This window comes from Aurantimonas sp. NFXS3 (genome assembly GCF_049132005.1).
GTDB classification, from domain to species: domain Bacteria; phylum Pseudomonadota; class Alphaproteobacteria; order Rhizobiales; family Rhizobiaceae; genus Aurantimonas; species Aurantimonas coralicida.
Genome location: NZ_JAGDDZ010000007.1, coordinates 49,128 through 71,143, shown reverse-complemented (window position 1 = coordinate 71,143; position 22,016 = coordinate 49,128). Strand labels below are relative to the sequence as shown.

The window sequence follows — 22,016 nt, the reverse complement described above, 5'->3', positions numbered from 1 at the left end:
GTTCCGGCTCCCCGCAAGGGGGAGCCGACAGGGCCGCGTGAAACGGACCGGCCTTCGCGGCCGCCGTCTGGTCCAGGAGAACGCTCATTCGACGAAGGCGGTGAAGGTGTCGACGCCGATGGTGCGATACATCGAGCGCACATAGTCGTACTCGCTGTCATCGATGTCGGTCAGGAAGGTGCCGCCCTTGAACTTCTGATTGTCCTCGCCCTTGAGGACGGCGTTCATCAGTTCGTTGCCGTTCTCGAGAAAGGCGTCGCGGATCGTCTCGTAGACGTCTTCGGGGATGTCCTTGCGGGCAACGAGGATGTCATTGGGCAGATCGCGGCCGCGGGCGACGACCGCAAAGGCCTTGTCGGGGAAAGCGGCCCGGATCGAGTTGAGATGGTCGAAATTGAGCCCCATCGCCGCGATGTCGCCGCGGATCAGGGCCTCGGCCGCGACGTTGCGCGAAATGATCACCGGCTCGTAGTCGACGCCGTAGTTCACGCCCTGATCGGCGAGCGCCTGGGCGGGTCCCAGATGCTGCGAGGTGGAGCCGACCGAACCGAAGGCGATCTTCTTGCCCTTCAGGTCCTCGATAGTGCGGATCGGCCCGTCGGCGAGAACGGCGAGCTGGGCAAAATAGTCCGGGCGCTGCCAGGCGACCACGATGCGCGGGTCGCTCAACTCCTTCATCACCACGTATTCGGCGGGGCCGGTCAGGACCAGCTCGACCTGTCCGGCGTTCAGCGCCTCGACGGCCGCCGTGCGCGAGCTGACGGAAATGAGCTCGATATCGAGGCCGGTCTCGGCTTCGAGCGCTTCCTGGAAGCCTCCGAACTCCTGCTGCAGGGCTTCGAGCCCCTCGATGTCGGTGACAGCGAAGCGGACGGGTTCGGCGATAGCCGTCACCGAGGAGACGACCGAGGCGGCGAGAGCGAAAACCAGCGAACGAAGCATTCTGTTTGTCCTTCTGTATAGACAGGGCAGCGGGTTCGCAGCTACCTGTATAGACAGCAGGTGACGCATGAATGACAAAAGAACGAGGGGCCGAGATGGCGTGGCTGATCGAGAACGCGAGGACGCTGGCCGGCGACAGCTGGCATGAGCGCGGACTGCACGTTGCGGGCGAGCACATTGTCGACCGGGCCGAGCAGCCGAGGCGACTGAATGCCGAAGGGCTGCTGGTGCTGCCCGGCATCGTCGACATCCATGGCGACGCCTTCGAGCGGCAGATCATGCCGCGGCCCGGCGTGCGCTTCGATGTCGGTCTGGCGCTGCGCGACACCGATCGCCAGCTCGTTGGCAACGGCATCACCACGGCGTTTCATGGCGTGACGATCTCCTGGGAGCCGGGGCTCCGCTCGCTCGACGCGGCGCGCAGCTTCATCGGCTCGCTCCTGGCCCTGCGCCCGCATCTGAACTGCGACACGCGGCTGCATCTGCGCTGGGAAACTTTCGCGCTCGACGCGGTTGCCGAGGTGACCGGGTGGTTGTCGCTGGAGCCTTCGCCGATCCTCGCCTTCAACGACCACACGACCGGCTCGGTGCTGAAAGGAACCATCGCCCGAAAGATCGGCCAGATGGCCGAGCGCTCCGGCCTGTCGCGCGATGACTACATGGCGCTGCTCGACGCCGTGTGGGCGCGGCGTGACGACGTGCCGGGCGCCATCGCCGAGCTCGCGGCGGCAGCCCAGGCAGGCGGCAATGTCCTGCTGGCGCATGACGAGGCGACGCCCGAGGAGCGCGCCCGGTTCCGGGCGCTCGGCGCGCGCTCCTGCGAGTTTCCGCTGAATGCCGAGACCGCGGCGGCGGCCCGTGCCGGCGGGGAAGACGTTATTCTGGGCGCGCCGAATGTCGTGCGCGGCGGCAGCCACAACAAGGCGATGGATGCGCGCGAAGCGGTCGCATCGGGCCATTGCACGGTGCTGACCAGCGACTATCACTATCCGTCTCCGCTGCATGCGGCCTTCGCTCTGGCCGATGGCGATGTGGACGCGCTGGCGCATTACTGGCCGCTCGTCTCCGCCAACGCTGCGCGCGCCGCGGGGCTTGAGGATCGCGGCAGTCTGACCAATGGCAAGCGGGCGGATCTCGTCCTGGTCGACATGGCTGACATGCGGCATCCGGAAATCGTGGCGACGATGGTCGGCGGGCGCATCGTGTATGCACGGCGGGCACTGGAGGAGTTGCCTTCGGCATCACCGGTCGCGGCGACCCCCGAGATGGCGGCGGGGTAGGACCCATGAGCAGCATCGCCTCGCAGAAGATTGAAAACGACGCCGCGACGCCGGATTTCGGCGATCTGGTTTTGCGGCCGCGCAGCGACATGCCGATCTGGCAGCAGATCCACGATTATGTCCTGGCGCTTGTCGAGGATGGGCGGCTGCGCCCGGGCAGCCAGTTGCCGGGCGAGGTCCATCTGGCCGAGAAATTCGGCGTCACCCGCATCACGCTCCGCCAGGCGCTGCTGCAATTGCAGCAGGAAGGGCATCTCACCTCACGGAAGGGCGTCGGCGTGTTCGTGCGCAGCCCGCCCTCGGTGCTGTCGGTGCGCGACGGCAGCCGATTCTTCGACAGCTTGCGCTCCGACGGCAAGCTGGTCGAGACGCGCACGCTCGTGCTGGAGGAAGAGGAGGCCGACGCGGCAGCCGCCGCGCAGTTGCATCTCCCCGTCGGCGCTCCGGTCATCCGGCTGCGCCGCGTGCGCTCGGCCGATGGACAGCCGATCCACGCCAGCACCAAGATCCTGCCCGCAAGGCTCCTGCCGGACTTCGCCGCCGTCTATGCGCGGCGGCAATCGGTCACCGATGTGTTCGTCGCACATGGCATCGGCAAGTATCGGCGGATTGAGACGCGGATCAGCGGAGGCTTTGCCACTGCCGAGGAGGCGAGCCAGTTGGAGCTCACGCCCAGCACGCCGGTCTTCCGCACCAGCGCCGTCAATGGCGACGCGGCGGGGAACCGGATCGAATGGGGCACCGGCTGCTGGCTGCTCACGTCGGTCGATTTCGTTTTCTGAGGGTCGCAGGAGTCGATGTAACCGGCGACCAATCCCATCAAGTCCTGCCGAAGGTGTTCGGGGCCTTTCGCGTCATGGCCGAAGGCCTGCGCGCCGGCGCCGAACGAGTGCGCACCCGGGCCCGGCACGAACCTCGAGAGGCACTCACAACGCTAAGTCGGCTTCTGGTGGACGCTTCACGGCGTCGATAAGACTGGGCCGAGAACGGGACGGCAGCTCTCCGCGTGCAACGCCCCAATGCTGCCAGTCCGCTTTCGGCCCCTTTGCGTTAGTCAAAGATGGCGCCGAGACTTGACCGACCGCGTGAAGTCGGCCCATCACTCGCGCCGAATGCAGATAGTGCCACAGCACAATGCCGCACCGTGTTCTGCGCAATAGGAGCTGTGAGATGGCGCGAAAAATTCGGGACGCAAGTTGGCTTGAGAACCAGACAGCCGATGCCGAGCCTCCGGAACCGTGCTGGCTATGCGGCCGATTGCTGGGTGAGACCGTGGATCGCTTCCACCCGATCCCCAAAAGCCGGGGTGGCCGAGATACCGTTCCTGTCCATCCCATCTGCCGGGAGACCATCGACGCCAATTTCACGGCGAGCGAACTGGTCCGCCACGCAGAAAGCGGGACGCCCCTTACGGACAATCAGACGGTCGCGCGCTTCGTAAAATGGGTCGCCAAGAAGCCTGCTGACTTCCATTCTGCGACCAAATAGGGCTGCCAGTCGAACGTCGGCTTCGTCACCTCTTCTCCCGGAGAGCTGCCCGGCTGCAACCGGCCCATTCTAAATGAGCGATCATCAGCACGCGTCGACGAGAGCCTCCAGATCGTCAGTTGCGTTGGGAGGTCCGCGCCAAGCGCGGTGTGCCTCTCCGGTGATCGCGCATCCGCGCGCATGCGCAATGGGGCTGGCAAACCGTGCGCGCTCCGCAAACACCCGGCCAACGCCGATCAGGATCGGGCGGTCGACGCCGATCCGGGCGACGATGGCGCCGAGGTCCGCGAGCGTGCCGGCAGCGCGGGTCTCGTCTTCGCGCGACAGATTGGCGGCGACGGCGACCGGGGTCGTGGCCTGCAGGCCGTGATGGATCAGCCGCTCGGCGATCTTCGCCGCCATCCGGCCGCCCATGTAGAAGACGGTGGTGGCGTGATCGTCGGCCAGCGCATGCCAGTCGAGGTCCTCCGGCAGGCCGCCCTTCTTGGAATGGCCGGTGACGAAACGCAGCTGCTGGGCCCGGTCGCGATGGGTCAGCGACACGCCGAAGCTCGCCGCCAGCGCCGAGGCGGCGGTGATGCCCGGCACGATAGCGACCGGAATGTTCTCGCGCGCCAGCTCGTCCAGTTCTTCGCCGGCCCGGCCGAACACCGACACGTCGCCGGATTTCAGCCGCACCACGTGCTTGCCCGCCTTGGCGAAGCTGACCATCATGGCGTTGATGTCTTCCTGGCGGCAGCTGTCGCGGGCGGCGCGCTTGCCGACCAGCATGCGCCGGGCCTCGCGGCGGGCGAGTTCCAGGATCTCGTCGGAGACGAGGTCGTCGAAGAGGATCACGTCGGCCGCCTGCAGGGCGCGCACCGCCTTCAGTGTCAGGAGTTCGGCCTCACCGGGGCCGGCCCCGACCAGGGTGACGCGACCGCCCGCCTCGGGTGAGCGGGCCAGATCGTCGATGAAGCCGCCGGCCGCCGCCTCGGCCGCGGCGTCGGGCAGCTTCGTGGTGAAGGCGCTGTCGGCGAAGCGTTCCCAGAAGGCCCGGCGCAGCGGGCCCGGCGCCAGCCGCTCCATCACCGCGCCGCGGACCCTGGCGGCCAGGGCCGCCCACTGGCTGAGCGCCGGCGGCAGCAGGGTCTCGATGCGGCGGCGGATCGCCTGGCCAAGGATCGGGGCGGCGCCGTCGGTGGAAATGCCGATGACCACCGGCGAACGGTTGACGATCGTGCCGAAGCGGAAGTCGCAATAGGACGGCTTGTCGACGACGTTGACCGGCACGCCGGCCGCCCGCGCGGCGCAGGCGAAGGCCTGCCCCTCGGCGAGGCTCTCGGTATCGCCGACGGCGATCGCCGCGCCGGCGAAGACATCGGTCGCCCAGGGCCGGTCGTGATGAAGGATGACGCCGGATTCCGGCGGCACGGCGAGAAGCTCGGCCATCTCGCCATTGATCCCGTCGGACGGGACGTAGAGATCGACATGGGCGCCCGCCGAGGCCAGGAGCTCGGCCTTCCATGCCGCACCCGGTCCGCCGCCCGCCATGACGACGCGCTTGCCCGCCAGATCGAAGAACACCGGCAGGCTCGCCAGCGGACCCATGCGCTGGAAGCGCTGCGGGAGCTGTTCGGTGTCGTTCACGGCGAGGGGCGGCTTACGCCGTGTTCGCGAGCCGTGCATCATCGATGATCCCCTTGATCTCGCTGCGGCAGGAGCCGCAATTGGTTCCTGCCTTCAGCGCCGCGCCGACGGCCTCGACGGTGATTGCCCGGCCGGTGGTCACCGCCGCCGCGATCTCGTTGACGCCGACGCTGAAGCAGGAGCAGACGATCGCGCCCGGGTCCGGGCGGTCGGCTCCCCCACGCCCGGCCAGCAGCCGGAAGCGGTCGCGGACAGCGTTGTGCGCGTCGCCCAGCTGTCCCGCGGCCCAGACGCGCGACACGGCGACGGGATCGCGCGCAATCCAGAGCGCGCCGATCAGTGCTTCGCCGTCGAAGGCGGCAAAGCGATGCGCACCGGTCGTCGTGTCGTGGAACGCCAGCATCTGTGCCCTGTCCGGCGCCTCGAGCAACGCCATGGCGAAAGCGCTCGGGTCGGCCAGCGGCGCCAGGCCGGCCAGTTCCATGCGCCAGCCAGCCTCGGCTCGCGCCAGCGCGAAATAGTCGAGGCCTTGCGGATCGGGCCGCGACCGCGTGACGGCGAAGCCGAACCAGGCGGCTGGGAACGGCGCGATCGACACCTCGGTGGCCTTGAGACCCGGCTGGCCGGAGACCGGATCGACGGCCGGTGCGACCACCGCGTCGATGCGCCCGCTGCCCGAGAATTCGTCGCTCCAGTGCATCGGCACGAACACCGAGCCGCGCGATTGCCGGTCCGTGGTGCGGCAGCGTACGATCGCCGCGCCGAAGCCGGATCGAACGGTGACGAGGCTGGCTTCCGCAATCCCTTGCGCTGCGGCGTCCGCCGGATGGACGTCGACGAAGGGCTCCGCGACATGGGCCGAAAGCCGGGCCGAGCGACCGGTGCGGGTCATCGTATGCCAATGGTCGCGCACACGCCCGGTGTTGAGCAGGAACCGGCCCTTGTCCGCCCGGCGACGGGGTTCGACATCGACGGCCACGAAGCGGGCGCGCCCGTCCGGGTGGTAGAAGTGTCCGTCGCCGAAGAAGCGGCTTCCGTCCTTCGCCGAAGCCGCACCCGCTTCGGCCGAGGCGTCGCCGGAATCGGGAGAGGGGACGGTGCGGCGCTGCGGCCACAGGACCGGCTGCAGCGCGTCGTAGCCGCACTGGTCGAGCCCGGCGAGCGCGCCGATGTCGAAGTCGCGCTCTCCCGCGTTATCATGGGCCGAGAGCCGGGCGTGTTCGTCGAAGACGTCCGCCGCGCTGGCGTGGGAGAAGCCGTCGGCGAAGCCCATGCGGCGGGCGACGTCCGCGATGATCGCCCAGTCGGGCCTGGCCTCGCCGGGCAGCGTCAGGAAGGGGCGTTGGCGCGAGATCCGCCGCTCGGAATTGGTGACCGTTCCGTCCTTCTCGCCCCAGGCCGCAGCGGGCAGGGCGACATCGGCGAAGGGCAGGGTGTCGTTGCGTGCGACGACATCGGAGACGACGACGAAGGGACAGGCGGCGAGGGCCGCCTTCACGGAATCTGCGTCGGGCATTGAGACGACGGGATTGGTGCCGATGATCCAGAGCGCCCTGATCCGGCCGTCGGCGACGGCGCGGAACATGTCGACCGCCTTCAGGCCGGCGCGGTCGGGCATCGCCGGGGCGTCCCAGAAGTCCTGCACCAGGGACCGGTGCGCCGGGTCCTCGATCGCCATATGCGCCGCGAGCATGTTGGCCATGCCGCCGACTTCGCGCCCGCCCATGGCATTGGGCTGGCCGGTCACCGAGAAGGGACCCATGCCGGGCCGTCCGATGCGGCCGGTCGCCAGATGGCAGTTGATGATCGCGTTGACCTTGTCGGTGCCCGACACCGACTGGTTGACGCCCTGGCTGTAGACCGTGACGACCTTTTCGGTCCTGGCGAAGAGCTCGTAGAAGGCCTGGATCTGGCGGATGTCGAGGCCGGTGGCCTCCGCGACATGCGGTAGCCGCATCCCGCGGGCTCGGCGCAGCGCCTCGACGAAGCCGTCGGTATGCCGGGCCACATAGTCGCAATGGATCGCACCGGCCTCGGCGAGGAACGGCAACAATCCGGCAAAGAGCGCCGTGTCGCCATCGGCGGCGATCGGCAGATGCAGATCGGCGAGATCGGCGCTCGCCGTGCGGCGCGGATCGACGAGTACGATCTTCATCTGCGGATGCGCGGCCCTGGCCGCGGCGATCCGCTGGTAGAGCACCGGATGGCACCAGGCGAGGTTCGAGCCGACGAGGACGATCAGATCAGCCTGTTCCAGATCCTCATAGGTGCCCGGCACCGTGTCGGAGCCGAAGGCCCGGCGATGGCCGGCGACCGAGGAGGCCATGCACAGGCGGGAATTGGTGTCGATGTTCGCCGAGCCGATGAAGCCCTTCATCAGCTTGTTGGCGAGGTAGTAATCCTCGGTCAGCAACTGGCCGGAGACGTAGAAGGCGACGGAGTCACGGCCGTGTTCGGCGATGGTGGCGGTGAAGCGTTCGGCGACGCGCGACAGCGCGTCGTCCCAGGTCGCACGTGCGCCGGCGATGGTGGGGAACAGCAGCCGTTCCTCCAGCCCCAGTGTTTCGCCGAGGGCCGAGCCCTTGGAGCAGAGGCGGCCGAAATTCGCCGGATGAGCGGGGTCGCCGGCGATCGCCACGCTGCCACCCGGACGCGGACTTGCCAGGACTCCGCAGCCGACGCCGCAATAGGGGCATGTGGTCCGGATGGTGGTGTCGGCCGGTCGTTCGTCCATCGCGCGGGTCCCGGCTATTCGGCGGCGAGGACGAGGGAGGGTTCGTCCAGCGACAGTTCGATGGCGCCGGTCGGCGGGTCGACCCGCACGGCGAAGACCCGCACCCGACCTTCGTCCGGCCCGGCGGCGATCCCGCTCTCCAGCGAAAACACCATGTTGTGCAGCGGGCAGGTGACCGAGGCGTCGTGGACGATGCCCTGGCTGAGCGGCCCGCCCTTGTGCGGACAGCGGTCCTCGGTGGCGAAGATGCCGTCATTGGCGGTCCGGAACACCGCAACCCGACCGAACGGCGTGAGCACGCAGCGCGCGCCGCGGCGGGGGATGTCGGTGACCGCTCCGATGCGATGCCAGCCGGTCATTCGGCAGCCTCCAGGGTGAGATCGGCCATCGGCCGGAACTCGTGGCTGGCGCGCGCACCCGAGGCCCGCTCCGACCAGGGGTCGGTCTGGCTGAAGGTCTGGCTGTGGACGAAGGCTTCGTAATAGCCGCGTCGCCGCGCAGGATCCTCGACAATGACGGCGCGGATCGAGTCCATGCCGACCCGCTTCAGCCATTTGTACATGCGCTCCAGGTAATGACCCTGCTCACGGTAGAGCTGGACGAGGGCGACGATCATCTCCAGTGCCTCGTCCTCGGTCTTCACGTGGGTGAGGATCTCGGTGCCTTTGATGTCGAGCCCCGCCGCACCGGCGAACTGGATTTCGTAGCCGGCGTCGGTGCAGATCACGCCGACATCCTTGCAGGTCGCCTCGGCGCAGTTCCGGGGGCAGCCGGACACCGCCATCTTCACCTTGGCGGGCGTCCATGAGCCCCACATGAACTTCTCGATCCTTACGCCGAGGCCAGTGGAATCCTGCGTGCCGAAGCGGCACCAGTCGGTGCCGACGCAGGTCTTCACGGTGCGCAGGCCCTTGGCATAGGCGGCGCCGGAGACCATGCCGGCGGCGTTCAGATCAGCCCAGACCGCGGGCAGGTCCTCCTTCCTCACGCCGAGGAGGTCGATGCGCTGGCCGCCGGTGCACTTGACGGTCGGGATCGCGAACTTGTCGGCGACGTCGGCGATCGCCCGCAGTTCGTTGGCCGAGGTGATGCCGCCCCACATGCGGGGCACGACCGAATAGGTGCCGTCCTTCTGGATGTTGGCATGGACCCGCTCGTTGATGAAGCGGGACTGCTTGTCGTCGACATAGTCGCCCGGCCAGTCGGCGATCAGGTAGTAGTTGAGCGCCGGCCGGCACTTCGCGCAGCCGCAGGAGGTCTTCCACTCCAACTCCTGCATGACCTCGGGGATCGACTTCAGCGCCTTGGCGCGGATCAGCCGCCGCACGTCGCCATGGCCGAGATCGGTGCAGGGGCACATCGGCTTGACCGCGGCGGGATTGAAGGCGGCGCCGAGGGTCAGCGCCATCAGCTGCTCCACGAGCCCGGTGCAGGAGCCGCAGGAGGCGGACGCCTTGGTGTGGGCCCGCACCTCGTCGAGGCTGGTCAGCCCGCCCGCGGCAACCGCGCCGGTGATCTTCGATTTGCATACGCCGTTGCAGCCGCAGATTTCCGCATCATCCGGCAAGGCTGCAACGGCCGCCATAGGGTCCAGGGGGGCGCCCCCCTGGAAGGACTGGCCGAAGATCAGGGTTTCGCGCATGTCCGATACCGGTGCGCCGTCGCGAATGAGGTCGAAGAACCAGTTGCTGTCGGCGGTATCCCCGTACATCACGGCGCCGACGAGCCGGTCGTCCTCGATCACCAGGCGCCTGTAGACACCCTGCGCCGGATCGCGAAGGACGATCTCCTCGCGTCTCTCGCCCTCGGCAAAGTCGCCGGCGCTGAAGAGGTCGCATCCCGTGACCTTGAGCTTGGTCGACAATTCCCTGACCGCAAAGGCGTCGGGCTGGCCGAGCAGCGACTTCGCCAGCACCCTGGCCTGATCGTAGAGCGGGGCGACGAGGCCGAAGAGCGTGCCGTCGAACTCCACGCATTCGCCGACGGCGTAGATGTCGGGGTCCGACGTCTGCATCTGGGCGTTCACGACGATCGCGCGGCCGACGTCGAGACCCGCATCCCTGGCGATCTGCGCCGCCGGGCGGATGCCGACCGCCATGACCACCAGATCCGCCTTCAGGGTCGTCCCGTCCGCCAGTTCCACGCCTTCGACACGGTTCGTACCGAGAATCTTCTGGGTCGAGGCCCGCGTCATCACCGTGATGCCGCGCTTTTCCAGATCCTTGCGAAGGAGATAGCCGGCCGCCTCGTCGAGCTGGCGCTCCATCAGGTGACCCGACAGATGCAGGACGGTGACCTCCATGCCGCGCAGCCGCAGCCCGGCCGCCGCTTCCAGGCCGAGAAGGCCGCCGCCGATGACGACCGCATGGCTGCCGGGTGTGGCGGACGCCTCGATCATGGCATGGGTGTCGTCGAAATCGCGGTAGGTGATGACCCCGGGCAGGTCCCGGCCTTCCACCGGTACGATGAACGGGACCGAGCCGGTGGCGATGATCAGCTTGTCGTAGGGCACTTCGCCCTTGGCGCCGATGACGATCTTGCGCTCGCGGTCGACCGCGATGACTTTCTCGCCGAAGCGGCAGGTCACGTTGTGCGCGCCGTACCAGTCCTCGTCATGGGTGACGATCTCGTCATAGCTCTTCTCGCCGGACAGGACCGGCGACAGCATGATGCGGTTGTAGTTGCCGCGCGGTTCCGCGTTGAACAGCGTGACCGCGTAGGCGTCCCGATCGGCCTCGAACAGCGTCTCGAGCACCCGGCCGGACGCCATGCCGGCACCGATGACGACCAGTTTCTGCATGAACGTTCCTTTCAATAGTACCAGGCGACGACGTGGCTGATCGCTCCGTCGCGATAGATCGGAACAGCCACCATCGATGCGTAACCGGCGGTCAGAGCGGGATTGCCGTGCTTGACGGCGGGGATGCCGGTGCCCAGCACCTCGCCGATCGGTCCCTGCCAGGCCGCCACGCGCCGCTCGGTCTCGTCGTCCCAGAGCGGTCCCTCGCGCTGGCAGATGCCGTCGGCGAGGATCGCTTCCCTGGCGCCGGTCGTTCCGGCGGCGCGCACATTCCACAGCTCGAACCGTTGGGCGATCGGCGTGCCGCGGGCCGAAAGCAGCGTCAGGACATAGGTCCGGTCCCCCGGCACGGTGATCGGCAGGCCAAGACCGGTGGTCAGGCCGGCCCTGCCGGCGCTTTCGGCGCGGATGAAGCGGTAGCCCGAGCCGAGATCGCGCATCAGCATCGGCGCGTTCGCCGCCCATACGCCGCCGGGCAGGCCCTGTCCGCGGGGGAAATGCGTATGCTGCGAGACCCATTCGAAGTGCCGCGCCGCGCCGTAATAGCCGTCGTCCAGCATCAGGAGGCCGTCGCTCTCGCGCCAGACCTCGATGGCACCGGTGCGCGATTCGTCGTCGGCGCACAGCACGACGATGACGGCCTTCAGGGCGCTTCCGGCGAAGATCGGCACGGCGACCGCGCAGGTCAGTCCCGCCGCCCTCGCGGCTTCTGCGCGCTGGAAATAGGAGCCGTCGAACTGCTTCAGCACCACCGGGCGGGCCTCGTCCCAGGCTCGGCCGGGCAGGCCTTCGCCCCTTGCGAAGCTCTGTTCTGCCGAAACGGCGGCGAAGGCGTCCAGCGTGCCATAATTGCCGCTCGACCAGACCAGACGGTCGCCATCGGGCACCCACACTTCCGTCACCTCGACAAAGGCGCGGGTGGCGAGTTCGGGCGCGATCACGCTCATGCCGCTTCCCTTTCCGCGCCCGCGGCCTTGTCGTCGGCGGTCGTCTCTGCGCCGGCCGCCTGTGTGCCTGGGCCACCCTTTTCGTACTCTTCCAGGAAGCTCAGCAGCTGTTCGCGATAGAGGTAGTAATCGGGATGTTCGAGCAGCGCCTTGCGCGTGCGCGGGCGCGGCAGGTCGACCTTCATGATCTTGCCGATCCGGGCCATCGGGCCGTTGGTCATCATCACGACCCGGTCGGCGAGGAGGATCGCCTCGTCGACGTCGTGGGTGACGCAGACGGTGGTTACCTGGGTTCGCTTCCAGACATCCATCAGGACGTCCTGGAGCTCCCAGCGGGTCAGTGAATCGAGCATGCCGAACGGCTCGTCGAGAAGCAGCAGTTTCGGCGACAGGGCGAAGGCACGGGCGATGCCGACCCGCTGCTTCATGCCGTTGGACAGGTCTTCGGCCCGTCGGTGCATGGAATCCCCGAGCCCGACACGGTGGAGATAATGTTCGACGACATCGCGGCGTTCGGCCGGCGTCGCGTCGGGATAGACCCGGTCGACTCCGAGAGCGACGTTCTCCCGGGCGGTCAGCCAGGGCATCAGGGATGGCGACTGGAAGACCACCGCGCGTTCGGGGCCGGCTCCGCTGACCTCGCGGCCATCGAGGATGATGCCCCCTGACGAGATGTCGTTAAGTCCGGCGGCCATGGAAAGGACCGTCGACTTGCCGCAGCCCGAATGGCCGATCAGCGAGACGAACTCGCCCTTTTCCATCTTCATGTCGAAGCCGTCGACGACGGTCAGCGGCCCCTTCGGCGTCGGATAGGTCTTGGTGACCTCGAAGAACTCGACATAGCCGCGCCCGATGGCGGACTGCGCTGCGCGGCGATAGGCCGCCGGAAGCTCCGGCATCGGTCCCTTCGCCGACTTCTGGGTGATCGGGACGACGTTGGGCAGTGAGACCGCTGCATCCGTGTCGGCGGAGGCATGGCGCCCCCGATCCATCAGATAGCCCGTGACCTCGCGCCGCAGGCGCTTGAACTCGTCATTGGCATTCATTGCCGAGCGGTCGCGCGGGCGCGGCAGCTCGACCGGAAAGGACGGGCCGAGACTGGCCCTTGGGCCAGGGTCGAGCGGGATGATCCGGTCGGCGAGCAGGATCGCCTCGTCGACATCGTTGGTGATCAGGATGATGGTCTTCTTCTCGACCTGGCTGATCGCGGCGAATTCGTCCTGCAGCTTGGCGCGGGTCAGGGCGTCGAGCGCCGAGAGCGGTTCGTCGAGCAACAGGATCTGCGGGCTCATGGCGAGAGCCCGCGCCACCGAGACACGCTGGCGCATGCCGCCGGAGAGCTCGGCGGGCTTGCGGTCGACGGCGTGTGCGAGGCCGACCATCTCGATGTATCGGTCGACACGCGCCTTGCGGGAGGCCTTCGTCTCGCGGGCGAAAACGGTGTCGACCGCGAGCGCGACATTGCCGCGGACCGTGAGCCACGGCATCAGCGAATAGGACTGGAAGACCAGCCCGCGCTCCGGGCCGGGGCCCGTCACCTGGGCGCCCCTCATCAGCACCTGGCCGGCATCGGGCCGGATGAGCCCTGCCAGGAGGGAGATCAGCGTGGTCTTGCCGGAACCGGAAAAGCCGACGATCGCGACGAACTCGCCTTCCGCGACCTTGAGGTCGATGCCGTCGAGGATTTCGGCGCGAGCCGGGCCCTCGCCGTAGGCCTTCGAGACATTCGCCAGTTCGATCATCGGGGAGGTGGCCATGGTCGTGTCCTTTCGCGCCCGGGAAGGCCGTCTCAGCGGTTCGAGGTGAAGGTGAAGGCGGTTTGCAGGGCAGCCATGATCCGGTCGAGCATGAAGCCGACGATGCCGATGGTGATCACCGCGACGATGATCCGGGCCAGCGAATCCGACGAGCCGTTCTGGAACTCGTCCCACACGAACTTGCCGAGGCCGGGGTTCTGGGCCAGCATCTCGGCGGCGATCAGCACCATCCAGCCGACGCCGAGCGACAGGCGCAGCCCGGTGAAGATCAGCGGCATGGCCGAGGGCAGGACCAGCTTGGTGATGGTCTTGTGCGTCGGCAGTTGCAGCACCTTGCCGACATTGACGAGATCCTTGTCGATCGAGGCGACGCCGAGCGCCGTGTTGATCAGGGTCGGCCAGAGCGAGCAGAGGGTGACCGTGATCGCCGAGACCACCATCGACTTCGGCACGGCGTCGGAGGCGTTCACGTAAAGAGCCGAGACGATCATCGTGACGATCGGCAGCCAAGCCAGCGGCGACACCGGCTTGAAAATCTGGATCAGCGGATTGAGCGCGCCGTTGATCGTCGCGGACAAGCCGCAGGCGATGCCGACCGGAATGGCGATGATGGTGGCGAGCACGAAGCCGAGAAACACCGTCTTGAGGCTGGTGAGAATCTGTTCCGGATAGGTCGGGGCACCCGTGTAGCTGCGGGTCTTCACGCGGTCCGCCATGCCCTGTTCGACCAGCTTGGCATTGCGCGCCTCCTGTCGCTCGTAGAACGCCACCCGGTCCTGCCGGCCCCGCTGATAGTCGTCATAGAGCGAGCCGACCTGCTGCCAGACCTGAACCGGCCCGGGCACCGTGCCCAATGATGTCTGGACCTGCGGGGCGAGGGCGGCCCAGGCGGCGAGAAAGGCGACGATGCCGATCAGCGGCACGATCAGGCTCTGCCACAAGGCGCGCAGATTGCTGCGGGCATCGTCTCCCGCAGCGATCTTCATGACCGGCACGGACCAGCCAAGGCCGATCGCGGTCAGCGGTCCGGTGGCGCGGGTGATCCGGGACATCCGCTTTTCGCGCTTCAGAATCCGGCGCTCGGCGGGGGACAGCTCGTCGCCCATGAAATCGGAGGCGGTACTCATCGCTGGCGTTCCTTCGTCGAATGCTTCGGCGGCAAGGGCGCCGGGCAGGGGCTGCCCGGCGCGAGCGGCTGCGCTCAGTTGGAGACGACGCTGGCGACGTCCTCGGAGCCCTTCAGCCCGATCTCGAACTTCGCGAGATATTCGTTCGGCTTGCGCCCCTCGTATTCGACGCCGTCGATGAACTCGGCCGTCGCCGGCTTGTAGCCATCGGTGTCGGGCACTGCGGACGGGTCCAGATAGCCGTCCTCGACGAGTGATTCCGCAGCCTGGCGGTAGATGTCGGGCCGGTAGACCGACGCGGCGGTCTCGGCGTACCAGGCATCGGATTTTTCCTCGGAGATCTGGCCCCAGCGGCGCATCTGGGTGAGGTACCAGACCGCATCCGAGTAGAAGGGGTAGGTGGCGAACTTGTCGAAGAAGACGTTGAAGTGCGGCGCTTCGCGCGTGTCGCCCTTCTCGTATTCGAAGGTGCCGGTCATCGAGTTGGCGATGACCTCGGGATCGGCCCCGACATATTCGGGCCGCGACAGGATCTCGACCGCCTGCCGGCGGTTGGCGCCGCCATCGGCATCGAGCCACTGGCCGGCGCGGATCAGCGCCTTGGTGATGGCGATCGCAGTGTTCGGGTTTTCCTCGACGAAGGCCGCCGTCATCCCGAAGACCTTCTCGGGATTGTCCTTCCAGATCTCGTAGTCGGTGATCACCGGCACGCCGATGCCCTTGAACACCGCCTGCTGGTTCCAAGGTTCGCCGACGCAATAGCCCTGGATAGTGCCGGCCTCGAGCGTCGCCGGCATCTGCGGCGGCGGGGTCACGGACAGGAGCACCTCGGCGTCGATCTGGCCGGAGGTATCGCTCGGCGAGTAATAGCCGGGGTTGAGCCCGCCGGCGGCAAGCCAGTAGCGCAGCTCGTAATTGTGGGTCGAGACGGGGAAGACCATCCCCATGTTGAAGGTCTTGCCGGCCGAGCGGTACTGCTCGACCACCGGTGCGAGCGCGGCAGCCGAGATCGGATGCTCGGGCTTGCCGTCCGCCCCCGCCGGGATGTGCGTCTTCATCTCCGCCCAGACGTCGTTCGATACGGTGATGCCGTTGCCGTTCAGATCCATGGAGAGCGGCGTGACGATATGCGCCTTGGTGCCGTAGCCGATCGTTGCCGCCAGGGGCTGGCCGGCCAGCATGTGGGCGCCGTCGAGCTCGCCGGTGATGGTGCGGTCGAGCAGCACCTTCCAGTTGGCCTGGGGCTCGATCGTAACGTACAGGCCCTCATCCTCGAAGAAGTGCATCTCCTTGGCGATGGCGAGCGGCGCCATGTCGGTGAGCTTGATGAAGCCGAAGGTCAGTTCGTCCTTCTCGACCGGCAGCATGCCGGCCGACGCAGGCGAGGCGGCCAGGACGGCAAACGCTCCCGTGCAGCCAAGAAGGGTTCGGCGAGAGACTGCGATGATGCTGGCCATGGCGTAGGCGTCCCCGTTCGCCGGGCATGCCGCGCCGGCGTTGCTGATCGTTGAAATGAAAAAAGGCTGCCCGACCCGTTGTCGCTCCGAAGCCTCGGAAGCGCATGAAAACGAAGTCGGCAGCCTTGCCGGTGCGCCCGCCATTGGGCGCCTATGATGCCGGCAAGCGTTGCCGGGAGATAATGGGAGACGGATCAGTAATCCGGTCTCTGGCGACCATTCTTACTGCCGCGGCGGAGATGTTGCAACGCGGCAGGACACGTTTTTGCGGTTTTTTTGAACTTTTCCAAAGTCTGTATATTTGTTGTGCAGATCGCCGCCCATCCGATCAGGCGATGTGCTCATGTCTCATGCGGATCGCCGGTTTCTGCATCAAAAAAGCCCGCCGGACGGTTCGTGATGGAGGACGGTCCATCCATGTCCGCATCTTCATCTTGTGCGGCAGTGGGCTTTGGATCTCCTCGTGCCTCGTCGAAGAGATCCGGGCGGAATGTCCGGCCGGCGATGGCCAGACCGGTTTCGCAGAAGCGGACATCGCCCCATCGTGCCATCTGACGATAAAGCCATCTGCCATGGCTCCGGTCGGGACGGTTGGCGTCCCCACCCGCGAAGATCATGAAGCCCTCGATCGACCGGAATCGTCCGGGAGCGACTTCCATGCGACCCGTTATCCCCGCCATGAGATCGTCCGACGGCACGCCGAGATGTTGCGGCAAGGCCAGCAAGTCCGCGAGAGCGCGATGATTGGCGGGATCAGCGCACCAGAGCGCGGCCTGGCCGAGGGCGTCGATGAGCCGCGACAGGGTTTCCGGGCGGTCCCTTGCAAAGGCGGCGGAGACGCCGAGCACCTTTTCCGGGCCGCGTCGCCAGATCTCCGCCTTGCTGGTGACAATCCGCCCGACACCGCGCCGCACGGCCACCGTGCTCCAGGGTTCGCCGACGCAGAAGCCGTCGATCTCCCCGGCGGCGAGGGCGGCGGGCACCAGTGACGGCGGGACGACGGTGATCTCCACGTCCCGGTCCGGTTCGATCCCGGAGGCGGCAAGCCAGTACCGCAGGTCGTAATTGTGGCTCGAATACCGATGGACGACAGCAAGCCGGGCATGGCTGCGCCCCGCCTGCGCCCGCCGGCCAAGGGCCGATTTCAGCGCGGCACCCGCCGCCGCAGGTCCATCCGGATCGTCGCCGGCCGAATCGGCCATCGCCTGGGCGAGGGCGGTCGAGACAGTGACGGCATTGCCGCCGAGCGCCAGCACCATCGGCGCGATCATCGGAACGGCGAGCGGGCCAATGCCCAGATTGGCCGCGATCGGCATCGGCGCCAGCATGTGTGCGGCGTCGAACTGGCCGACCCCCATCCGGTCGCGGATCGTCGCCCATGAGGTTTCCCGGAAGAGGGGGAGGTCGAGGCCGCGTTCCTCGGCAAAGCCGAGCTTCGCCGCAACCAGCAGCACGGCGCTGTCGAGCAGCGGCAGATAGCCGAGGCGCACGCTCTCAAGCTTCGTCACGGGCATCTCCCAACAGCGAATAGGCGCTGACGAGGCCTTGGGCGACGTCGGCGATCTTCCGGTTCTCGTTCATCGCCGTTCGACGCAGGAGCGCGTAAGCTGCAGGCTCGTCCAGCTTCTTCAGTTTCATCAGGATGCCTTTGGCGCGTTCGATCACCTTGCGCTCGGCCAGTTCCGAGCGCGCTTCCGCCAGTTCGCTGGACAGCCGGGAGAAGGCATTGAAGCGCGAGATCGCCATGTCGAGGATCGGCTTGACGCGCTCCTTCCTGAGCCCGTCGACGATATAGGCCGAGACGCCGGCATCGACGGCCGCCTCGATCGCGCCGGCGTCGGAGCGGTCGACGAACATCGCCACCGGCTTTTTCACCGAGCGGGAGACCTGGAAGAAGTGTTCCAGCTGGTCCCGGTTGGGGTTTTCCAGATCCACGACGATCACGTCCGGCTGAACCGTCTCGATGCGTTTCACCAGGCCGAGAATTTCCCTGACGACGGCGACCCGCCGATGTCCGGCCTCGCGCAGTCCCGCCTCGATGATGGCGGCACGAACGGCATTTTCGTCGAAGACCAGGATGGAAAGATCGGCGTCCATGCCGCGCAGTGTGCGCACGCAGGATTTTTCCGCAATGCAATATTTTCGATGGCCTGTACCGCTGGGCGACTGGAACGTCGCTTTGCGCGGCCTGCCGATCAATCATCTGCTCTCGGCTGCGATGGAAGAAGCTGCGGCCATCATGTCGTGGAGGCCCGCCGCAATCGCGCTGGACAGGTCCATCGTCGCGATGGCCTGGTCGCAATCGCGAGCTGGTGGCGTCGAGCACGAAGGAGGTTCATTCGCCACCATGACCATGCCATGTTCTTCGCCGACAAGTTTCGCGCCGGGATCGGGGATCAGGATCGCGGTCTCCGCCGAGGGAACCAACCGCCGACAGTATGCTGACGTTCAGTCGAACCCTCCTTGGACATCTGACGATCGCCCTGGCGGTCGCCTTCGCCATGTTCGCGGCGCCTCAGGGGCCGTCGGCTTCGCACGACCCGGTCGCCACGCTGCACGCCGCCCTTGATGACCACGGCCACTCGCATGACGACGAGCCGCTCGCCGACACATCCGGGCACGGCGATCACGAGCACAAGCACAACCCCTTCGACCATTCCCACGACAAGCCCGGAACGTTGCCCAGGTTCGACGCGCCCGTGCCGCCCGGTGCCGTGCAGCATGCTCTGGTTCGTCAGGACCGCGGCCTGGAGGGCGAAGCTTCGACCCTCGATCGACCGCCGAGACCGTCCGTCACCGCGTGATCAGACGCCGTCCCCGCGACGGCATGGCACCTTACGGACAATCGGAACCAACCATGCAAGACCCTTCCGTCGAAGGTCGTCTCGGGTCGCGCCACGCGATCCGGTCGACGCTTCGCACCCCCATGCTCGCGCTTCTCCTGGCTATGACATGGGGCACGACAGCTCTCGCGCACGGCGTTGCCGCCGGCGACCAGGGCTACATCCAGGAGATCACCGGGGTGAACCTCATCGCCTTCATGTATCTCGGCGCCAAACACATGGCGACGGGCTACGACCACATCCTGTTCCTGCTCGGCGTGATCTTCTTCCTCTACCGGATGAAGGACATCGGCATCTACGTGACCCTCTTCGCGATCGGTCACTCCACGACGATGCTGCTCGGCGTCTATTTCGACGTCGGGATCAACAGCTACATCATCGACGCGATCATCGGCCTGTCGGTCGTCTACAAGGCGCTCGACAACATGGGAGCGTTCCAGCGGTGGTTCGGCTTCCAGCCGAACACCAAGGCCGCAACCGTGATCTTCGGCTTCTTCCACGGGTTCGGTCTGTCGACCAAGATCCTCGAATACGACATCTCGCCGGACGGCCTGGTGCCGAACCTCCTCGCCTTCAATGTCGGCGTCGAGATCGGCCAGCTCCTCGCCCTCGGCGCGATCCTCATCGTCATGGGCTTCTGGCGGAGGACCCCGAGCTTCTTCCGCCACGCCTACACCGTCAACGTCGTCATGATGGCCACCGGCTTCGTGCTCTTCGGCTACCAGGTCGCCGGCTATCTCGTCACCTGACGACCCCTCAACGCAAGGATATCGACACATGTACAATACCGACATGCCCACCCGCGCCGAGCTTCCTTCCACGCGGAAGCTGGTGCGCTCGACCGTCATCGCGGCGGTCTCCGCCACTGCGATCCTCGTCGCCGTCGTGCTCCCGGCCGAGTACGGGATCGATCCGACCGGGGTCGGATCGGCGCTGAACCTCACCGAGATGGGCGAGATCAAGACCCAGCTCGCGGCAGAAGCCGAAGCCGATGCCACGAGGGACGCGGCCGCCCGCGCTGCCCCGGCAACCGGTGACGACGCTGCGCCACTTCCGCCTGCCGCCGTCGGGGTGGTGCCGCCGCCCGTCGCCCCGCTGGCCCCGCCCGCGCCACCGGCCCCGCCCGCCCCGGAGCGGCAGTCCAGCCTGTTCGGTGCGATCGGCGGTCTCTTTGTCTCGTCCGCCGTCGCTCAGGAGATGCGCCAGGACGAGATGACCATCACGCTCGCCCCCGGGGAGGGTGCGGAGATCAAGCTGACCATGCAGGAGGGCGAGATCGCATCCTTCGCCTGGGTCGTTTCGGAAGGCGGCGCAGTCAACTACGACACCCATGGCGACGGCGGCGGGCAGAACATCTCCTACGAGAAGGGGCGCTCGGTCTCCTCCGACGAGGGGACCATCCAGGCGGCCTTCACCGGCAACCACGGTTGGTTCTGGCGTAACCGCGGCGATGCGCCGGTGTCCCTGACGCTGCGCACGAGCGGCACCTACACCGCCTTCGAGCGCAAGGTCTGACGAGGCCTTCCAATCACCGCCGACCGATGGTCCCGTGCCGTCGGTCGGCATTTTCTTCCGGCTGGGCAGCCGCAACGCCGGGGTCGAGGTAACACAACCATGCTGACCGTCCTGCGCCATCGCACCTATCGCCATCTCTTCGCAGCGCAGGTTCTGTCGCTCATCGGGACCGGCCTGACGACGGTGGCGCTGGGGCTGCTGGCCTACGACCTTGCCGGCGCGAACGCCGGCGCGGTGCTCGGGACGGCGCTTGCGATCAAGATGATCGCCTATGTGGGTGTCTCGCAGTTCGCCGGGGTCCTGACGGGTTACCTGCCGCGGCGGACGCTGCTCGTCGGCCTCGACCTCGCCCGGGCGGCCTTCGTGCTCGTCCTGCCCTTCGTCACCGAGATCTGGCAGGTCTACGCCCTCGTCTTCGCGTTCCAGTCGATGTCGGCCCTGTTCACGCCGACCTTCCAGGGCACGATCCCCGACATCCTGCCGGACGAGCGGGCGTACACGAACGCCCTGTCGCTCTCGCGGCTCGCCTACGACCTCGAGTCGCTCTTCAGCCCGCTGCTGGCGGGGCTTCTGCTCACCGTGATCTCCTTCCACTGGCTGTTTCTCGGCACGGTCTTCGGCTTCCTCGCATCCGCGGCGCTGGTCGTCTCGGTCGCGCTTCCGGTCGCGAAGGCGGCCACCGGCGGTCGGTTCGTCGACAAGTTGACCCGGGGTATCCGCGTCTACCTCGCGACACCGCGGCTGCGCGGTCTCCTGGCCCTGTCCTTCGCGGCGTCGTCGGGCGGGGCGATGGTGATCGTCAACACCGTCGTCTTCGTGCGCGCCGATCTCGGCGGCACCAACAACGACGTGGCCTTCCTCTTCGCCGCCTATGGCCTGGGCTCGATGGCGGTCGCCATCCTGCTCTCGCGGCTTCTCGACCGGGTTCCGGCCCGCACCGTCATGCTGACGGGCGCGAGCGCCATGGCGGGTCTCCTCGTCATAGCCAGCACGGGCCCCGGATGGATGGGCAGCCTCATCCTGTGGGCCCTGCTCGGTGCGGCCGCGTCGGCGATCGGCACCCCCGGGGGGCTGCTCCTGCGCCGCTCCTCCGATGCCGACAGCCGGCCCGCCGTCTTCGCCGCGCAGTTCGCTCTCTCGCATGCCTGTTGGCTCGTCACCTATCCAGCCGCCGGCTGGCTTGGCGCGACGATCGGCCTTGGCCCGACCTTCCTGGTCATGGCTGCTGGAGCGGCCGGGGGCGCCGCGATCACGCTGGTCTTCTGGCCCGCGAACGATCCGGTCGAGGTCGAGCACGTCCATCAGGCGCTGGCGCACGATGCGCTGCATGTCCACGACGATCACCATCAGCATGAACACGAGGGCTGGGAGGGTCCGGAGCCACACCGCCATCCGCATCGCCACCAGCCGATCCGCCATCGGCACGCTCTGGTGATCGACGACCACCACGCGACCTGGCCGACCGGCACCGCCGGCGGGTGACCCTCGACTTGCCCC

The 22,016-nt window shown here is 67.3% G+C and carries 18 protein-coding genes; 7 read left to right on the top strand and 11 right to left on the bottom strand.

Going from position 1 to position 22,016, the window contains the following annotated elements; translation table 11 throughout:
- Positions 1-84 precede the first annotated feature (84 nt).
- Positions 85-942 carry a PhnD/SsuA/transferrin family substrate-binding protein gene (locus tag J3367_RS18395; RefSeq protein WP_421462018.1) on the bottom strand — a complete coding sequence of 286 codons (858 nt, stop codon included), beginning with the start codon at positions 940-942 and terminating at the stop codon, positions 85-87.
- A 71-nt stretch (positions 943-1,013) separates the two neighbouring features.
- Here J3367_RS18395 and J3367_RS18390 point away from each other — a divergent pair, with 71 nt between their 5' ends.
- The 3 genes from J3367_RS18390 to J3367_RS18380 all read left to right on the top strand — a co-directional run bounded on the left by J3367_RS18390 (position 1,014) and on the right by J3367_RS18380 (position 3,710).
- Entirely contained in the window at positions 1,014-2,222 is a 1,209-nt protein-coding gene (locus J3367_RS18390) for an alpha-D-ribose 1-methylphosphonate 5-triphosphate diphosphatase (protein ID WP_277025387.1), read from the top strand.
- A 5-nt stretch (positions 2,223-2,227) separates the two neighbouring features.
- Positions 2,228-3,004 carry a phosphonate metabolism transcriptional regulator PhnF gene (gene phnF / locus J3367_RS18385; RefSeq protein ID WP_421462016.1) on the top strand — a complete coding sequence of 259 codons (777 nt, stop codon included), beginning with the start codon at positions 2,228-2,230 and terminating at the stop codon, positions 3,002-3,004.
- Between the two features lie 388 nt (positions 3,005-3,392).
- Positions 3,393-3,710 carry a hypothetical protein gene (locus tag J3367_RS18380; protein ID WP_081651944.1) on the top strand — a complete coding sequence of 106 codons (318 nt, stop codon included), beginning with the start codon at positions 3,393-3,395 and terminating at the stop codon, positions 3,708-3,710.
- 84 nt (positions 3,711-3,794) lie between these two features.
- Here the strand turns inward: J3367_RS18380 and cysG are convergent, their stop codons facing one another.
- The 10 genes from cysG to J3367_RS18330 form a co-directional block, all read right to left on the bottom strand.
- A complete protein-coding gene (cysG, locus tag J3367_RS18375) occupies positions 3,795-5,300 on the bottom strand; it encodes a siroheme synthase CysG (protein WP_421462140.1) in 1,506 nt (501 codons plus the stop codon).
- 52 nt (positions 5,301-5,352) lie between these two features.
- On the bottom strand, positions 5,353-8,073 hold the full coding sequence (locus J3367_RS18370; RefSeq protein ID WP_421462013.1) for a molybdopterin-dependent oxidoreductase: 2,721 nt from the start codon (positions 8,071-8,073) through the stop codon (positions 5,353-5,355).
- Between the two features lie 14 nt (positions 8,074-8,087).
- Positions 8,088-8,432: a nitrite reductase small subunit NirD gene (nirD, locus tag J3367_RS18365; RefSeq protein ID WP_421462012.1), complete on the bottom strand. Its 345-nt coding sequence runs from the start codon at positions 8,430-8,432 to the stop codon at positions 8,088-8,090.
- Complete coding sequence (nirB, locus tag J3367_RS18360) at positions 8,429-10,873, bottom strand: nitrite reductase large subunit NirB (protein WP_421462010.1); 2,445 nt, start codon at positions 10,871-10,873, stop codon at positions 8,429-8,431. Before nirB ends, nirD begins: the two co-directional genes overlap by 4 nt.
- Positions 10,874-10,884: 11 nt before the next feature.
- A complete protein-coding gene (locus J3367_RS18355) occupies positions 10,885-11,820 on the bottom strand; it encodes a GAF domain-containing protein (protein WP_277025715.1) in 936 nt (311 codons plus the stop codon).
- Positions 11,817-13,577, bottom strand: coding sequence for an ABC transporter ATP-binding protein (locus J3367_RS18350; protein ID WP_421462008.1), 1,761 nt, complete (start codon positions 13,575-13,577; stop codon positions 11,817-11,819). Before J3367_RS18350 ends, J3367_RS18355 begins: the two co-directional genes overlap by 4 nt.
- 32 nt (positions 13,578-13,609) lie before the next feature.
- On the bottom strand, positions 13,610-14,704 hold the full coding sequence (locus J3367_RS18345) for an ABC transporter permease (protein ID WP_188077215.1): 1,095 nt from the start codon (positions 14,702-14,704) through the stop codon (positions 13,610-13,612).
- A gap of 74 nt (positions 14,705-14,778) precedes the next feature.
- Positions 14,779-16,161: a CmpA/NrtA family ABC transporter substrate-binding protein gene (locus J3367_RS18340; RefSeq protein ID WP_277025708.1), complete on the bottom strand. Its 1,383-nt coding sequence runs from the start codon at positions 16,159-16,161 to the stop codon at positions 14,779-14,781.
- A gap of 341 nt (positions 16,162-16,502) precedes the next feature.
- Positions 16,503-17,675: a CmpA/NrtA family ABC transporter substrate-binding protein gene (locus tag J3367_RS18335; RefSeq protein ID WP_421462005.1), complete on the bottom strand. Its 1,173-nt coding sequence runs from the start codon at positions 17,673-17,675 to the stop codon at positions 16,503-16,505.
- Positions 17,656-18,258, bottom strand: a complete 603-nt coding sequence (locus tag J3367_RS18330) for an ANTAR domain-containing response regulator (RefSeq protein WP_187392585.1) — start codon at positions 18,256-18,258, stop codon at positions 17,656-17,658. The genes J3367_RS18335 and J3367_RS18330 overlap by 20 nt, the downstream gene beginning before the upstream one ends.
- Positions 18,259-18,599: 341 nt before the next feature.
- Between J3367_RS18330 and J3367_RS18325 the strand changes: the two genes are divergently transcribed.
- From J3367_RS18325 to J3367_RS18310, 4 genes are all read left to right on the top strand, one after another.
- Positions 18,600-18,965, top strand: coding sequence for a hypothetical protein (locus tag J3367_RS18325; protein ID WP_421462003.1), 366 nt, complete (start codon positions 18,600-18,602; stop codon positions 18,963-18,965).
- 53 nt (positions 18,966-19,018) lie between these two features.
- Positions 19,019-19,753 (top strand): HupE/UreJ family protein, encoded by a 735-nt coding sequence (locus J3367_RS18320; protein ID WP_421462001.1) that lies wholly within the window; start codon positions 19,019-19,021, stop codon positions 19,751-19,753.
- Positions 19,754-19,781: 28 nt separating this feature from the next.
- Positions 19,782-20,519 carry a hypothetical protein gene (locus J3367_RS18315; protein ID WP_421461999.1) on the top strand — a complete coding sequence of 246 codons (738 nt, stop codon included), beginning with the start codon at positions 19,782-19,784 and terminating at the stop codon, positions 20,517-20,519.
- Positions 20,520-20,618: 99 nt separating this feature from the next.
- Positions 20,619-22,001: an MFS transporter gene (locus J3367_RS18310; protein ID WP_421461997.1), complete on the top strand. Its 1,383-nt coding sequence runs from the start codon at positions 20,619-20,621 to the stop codon at positions 21,999-22,001.
- Positions 22,002-22,016: the final 15 nt, after the last annotated feature.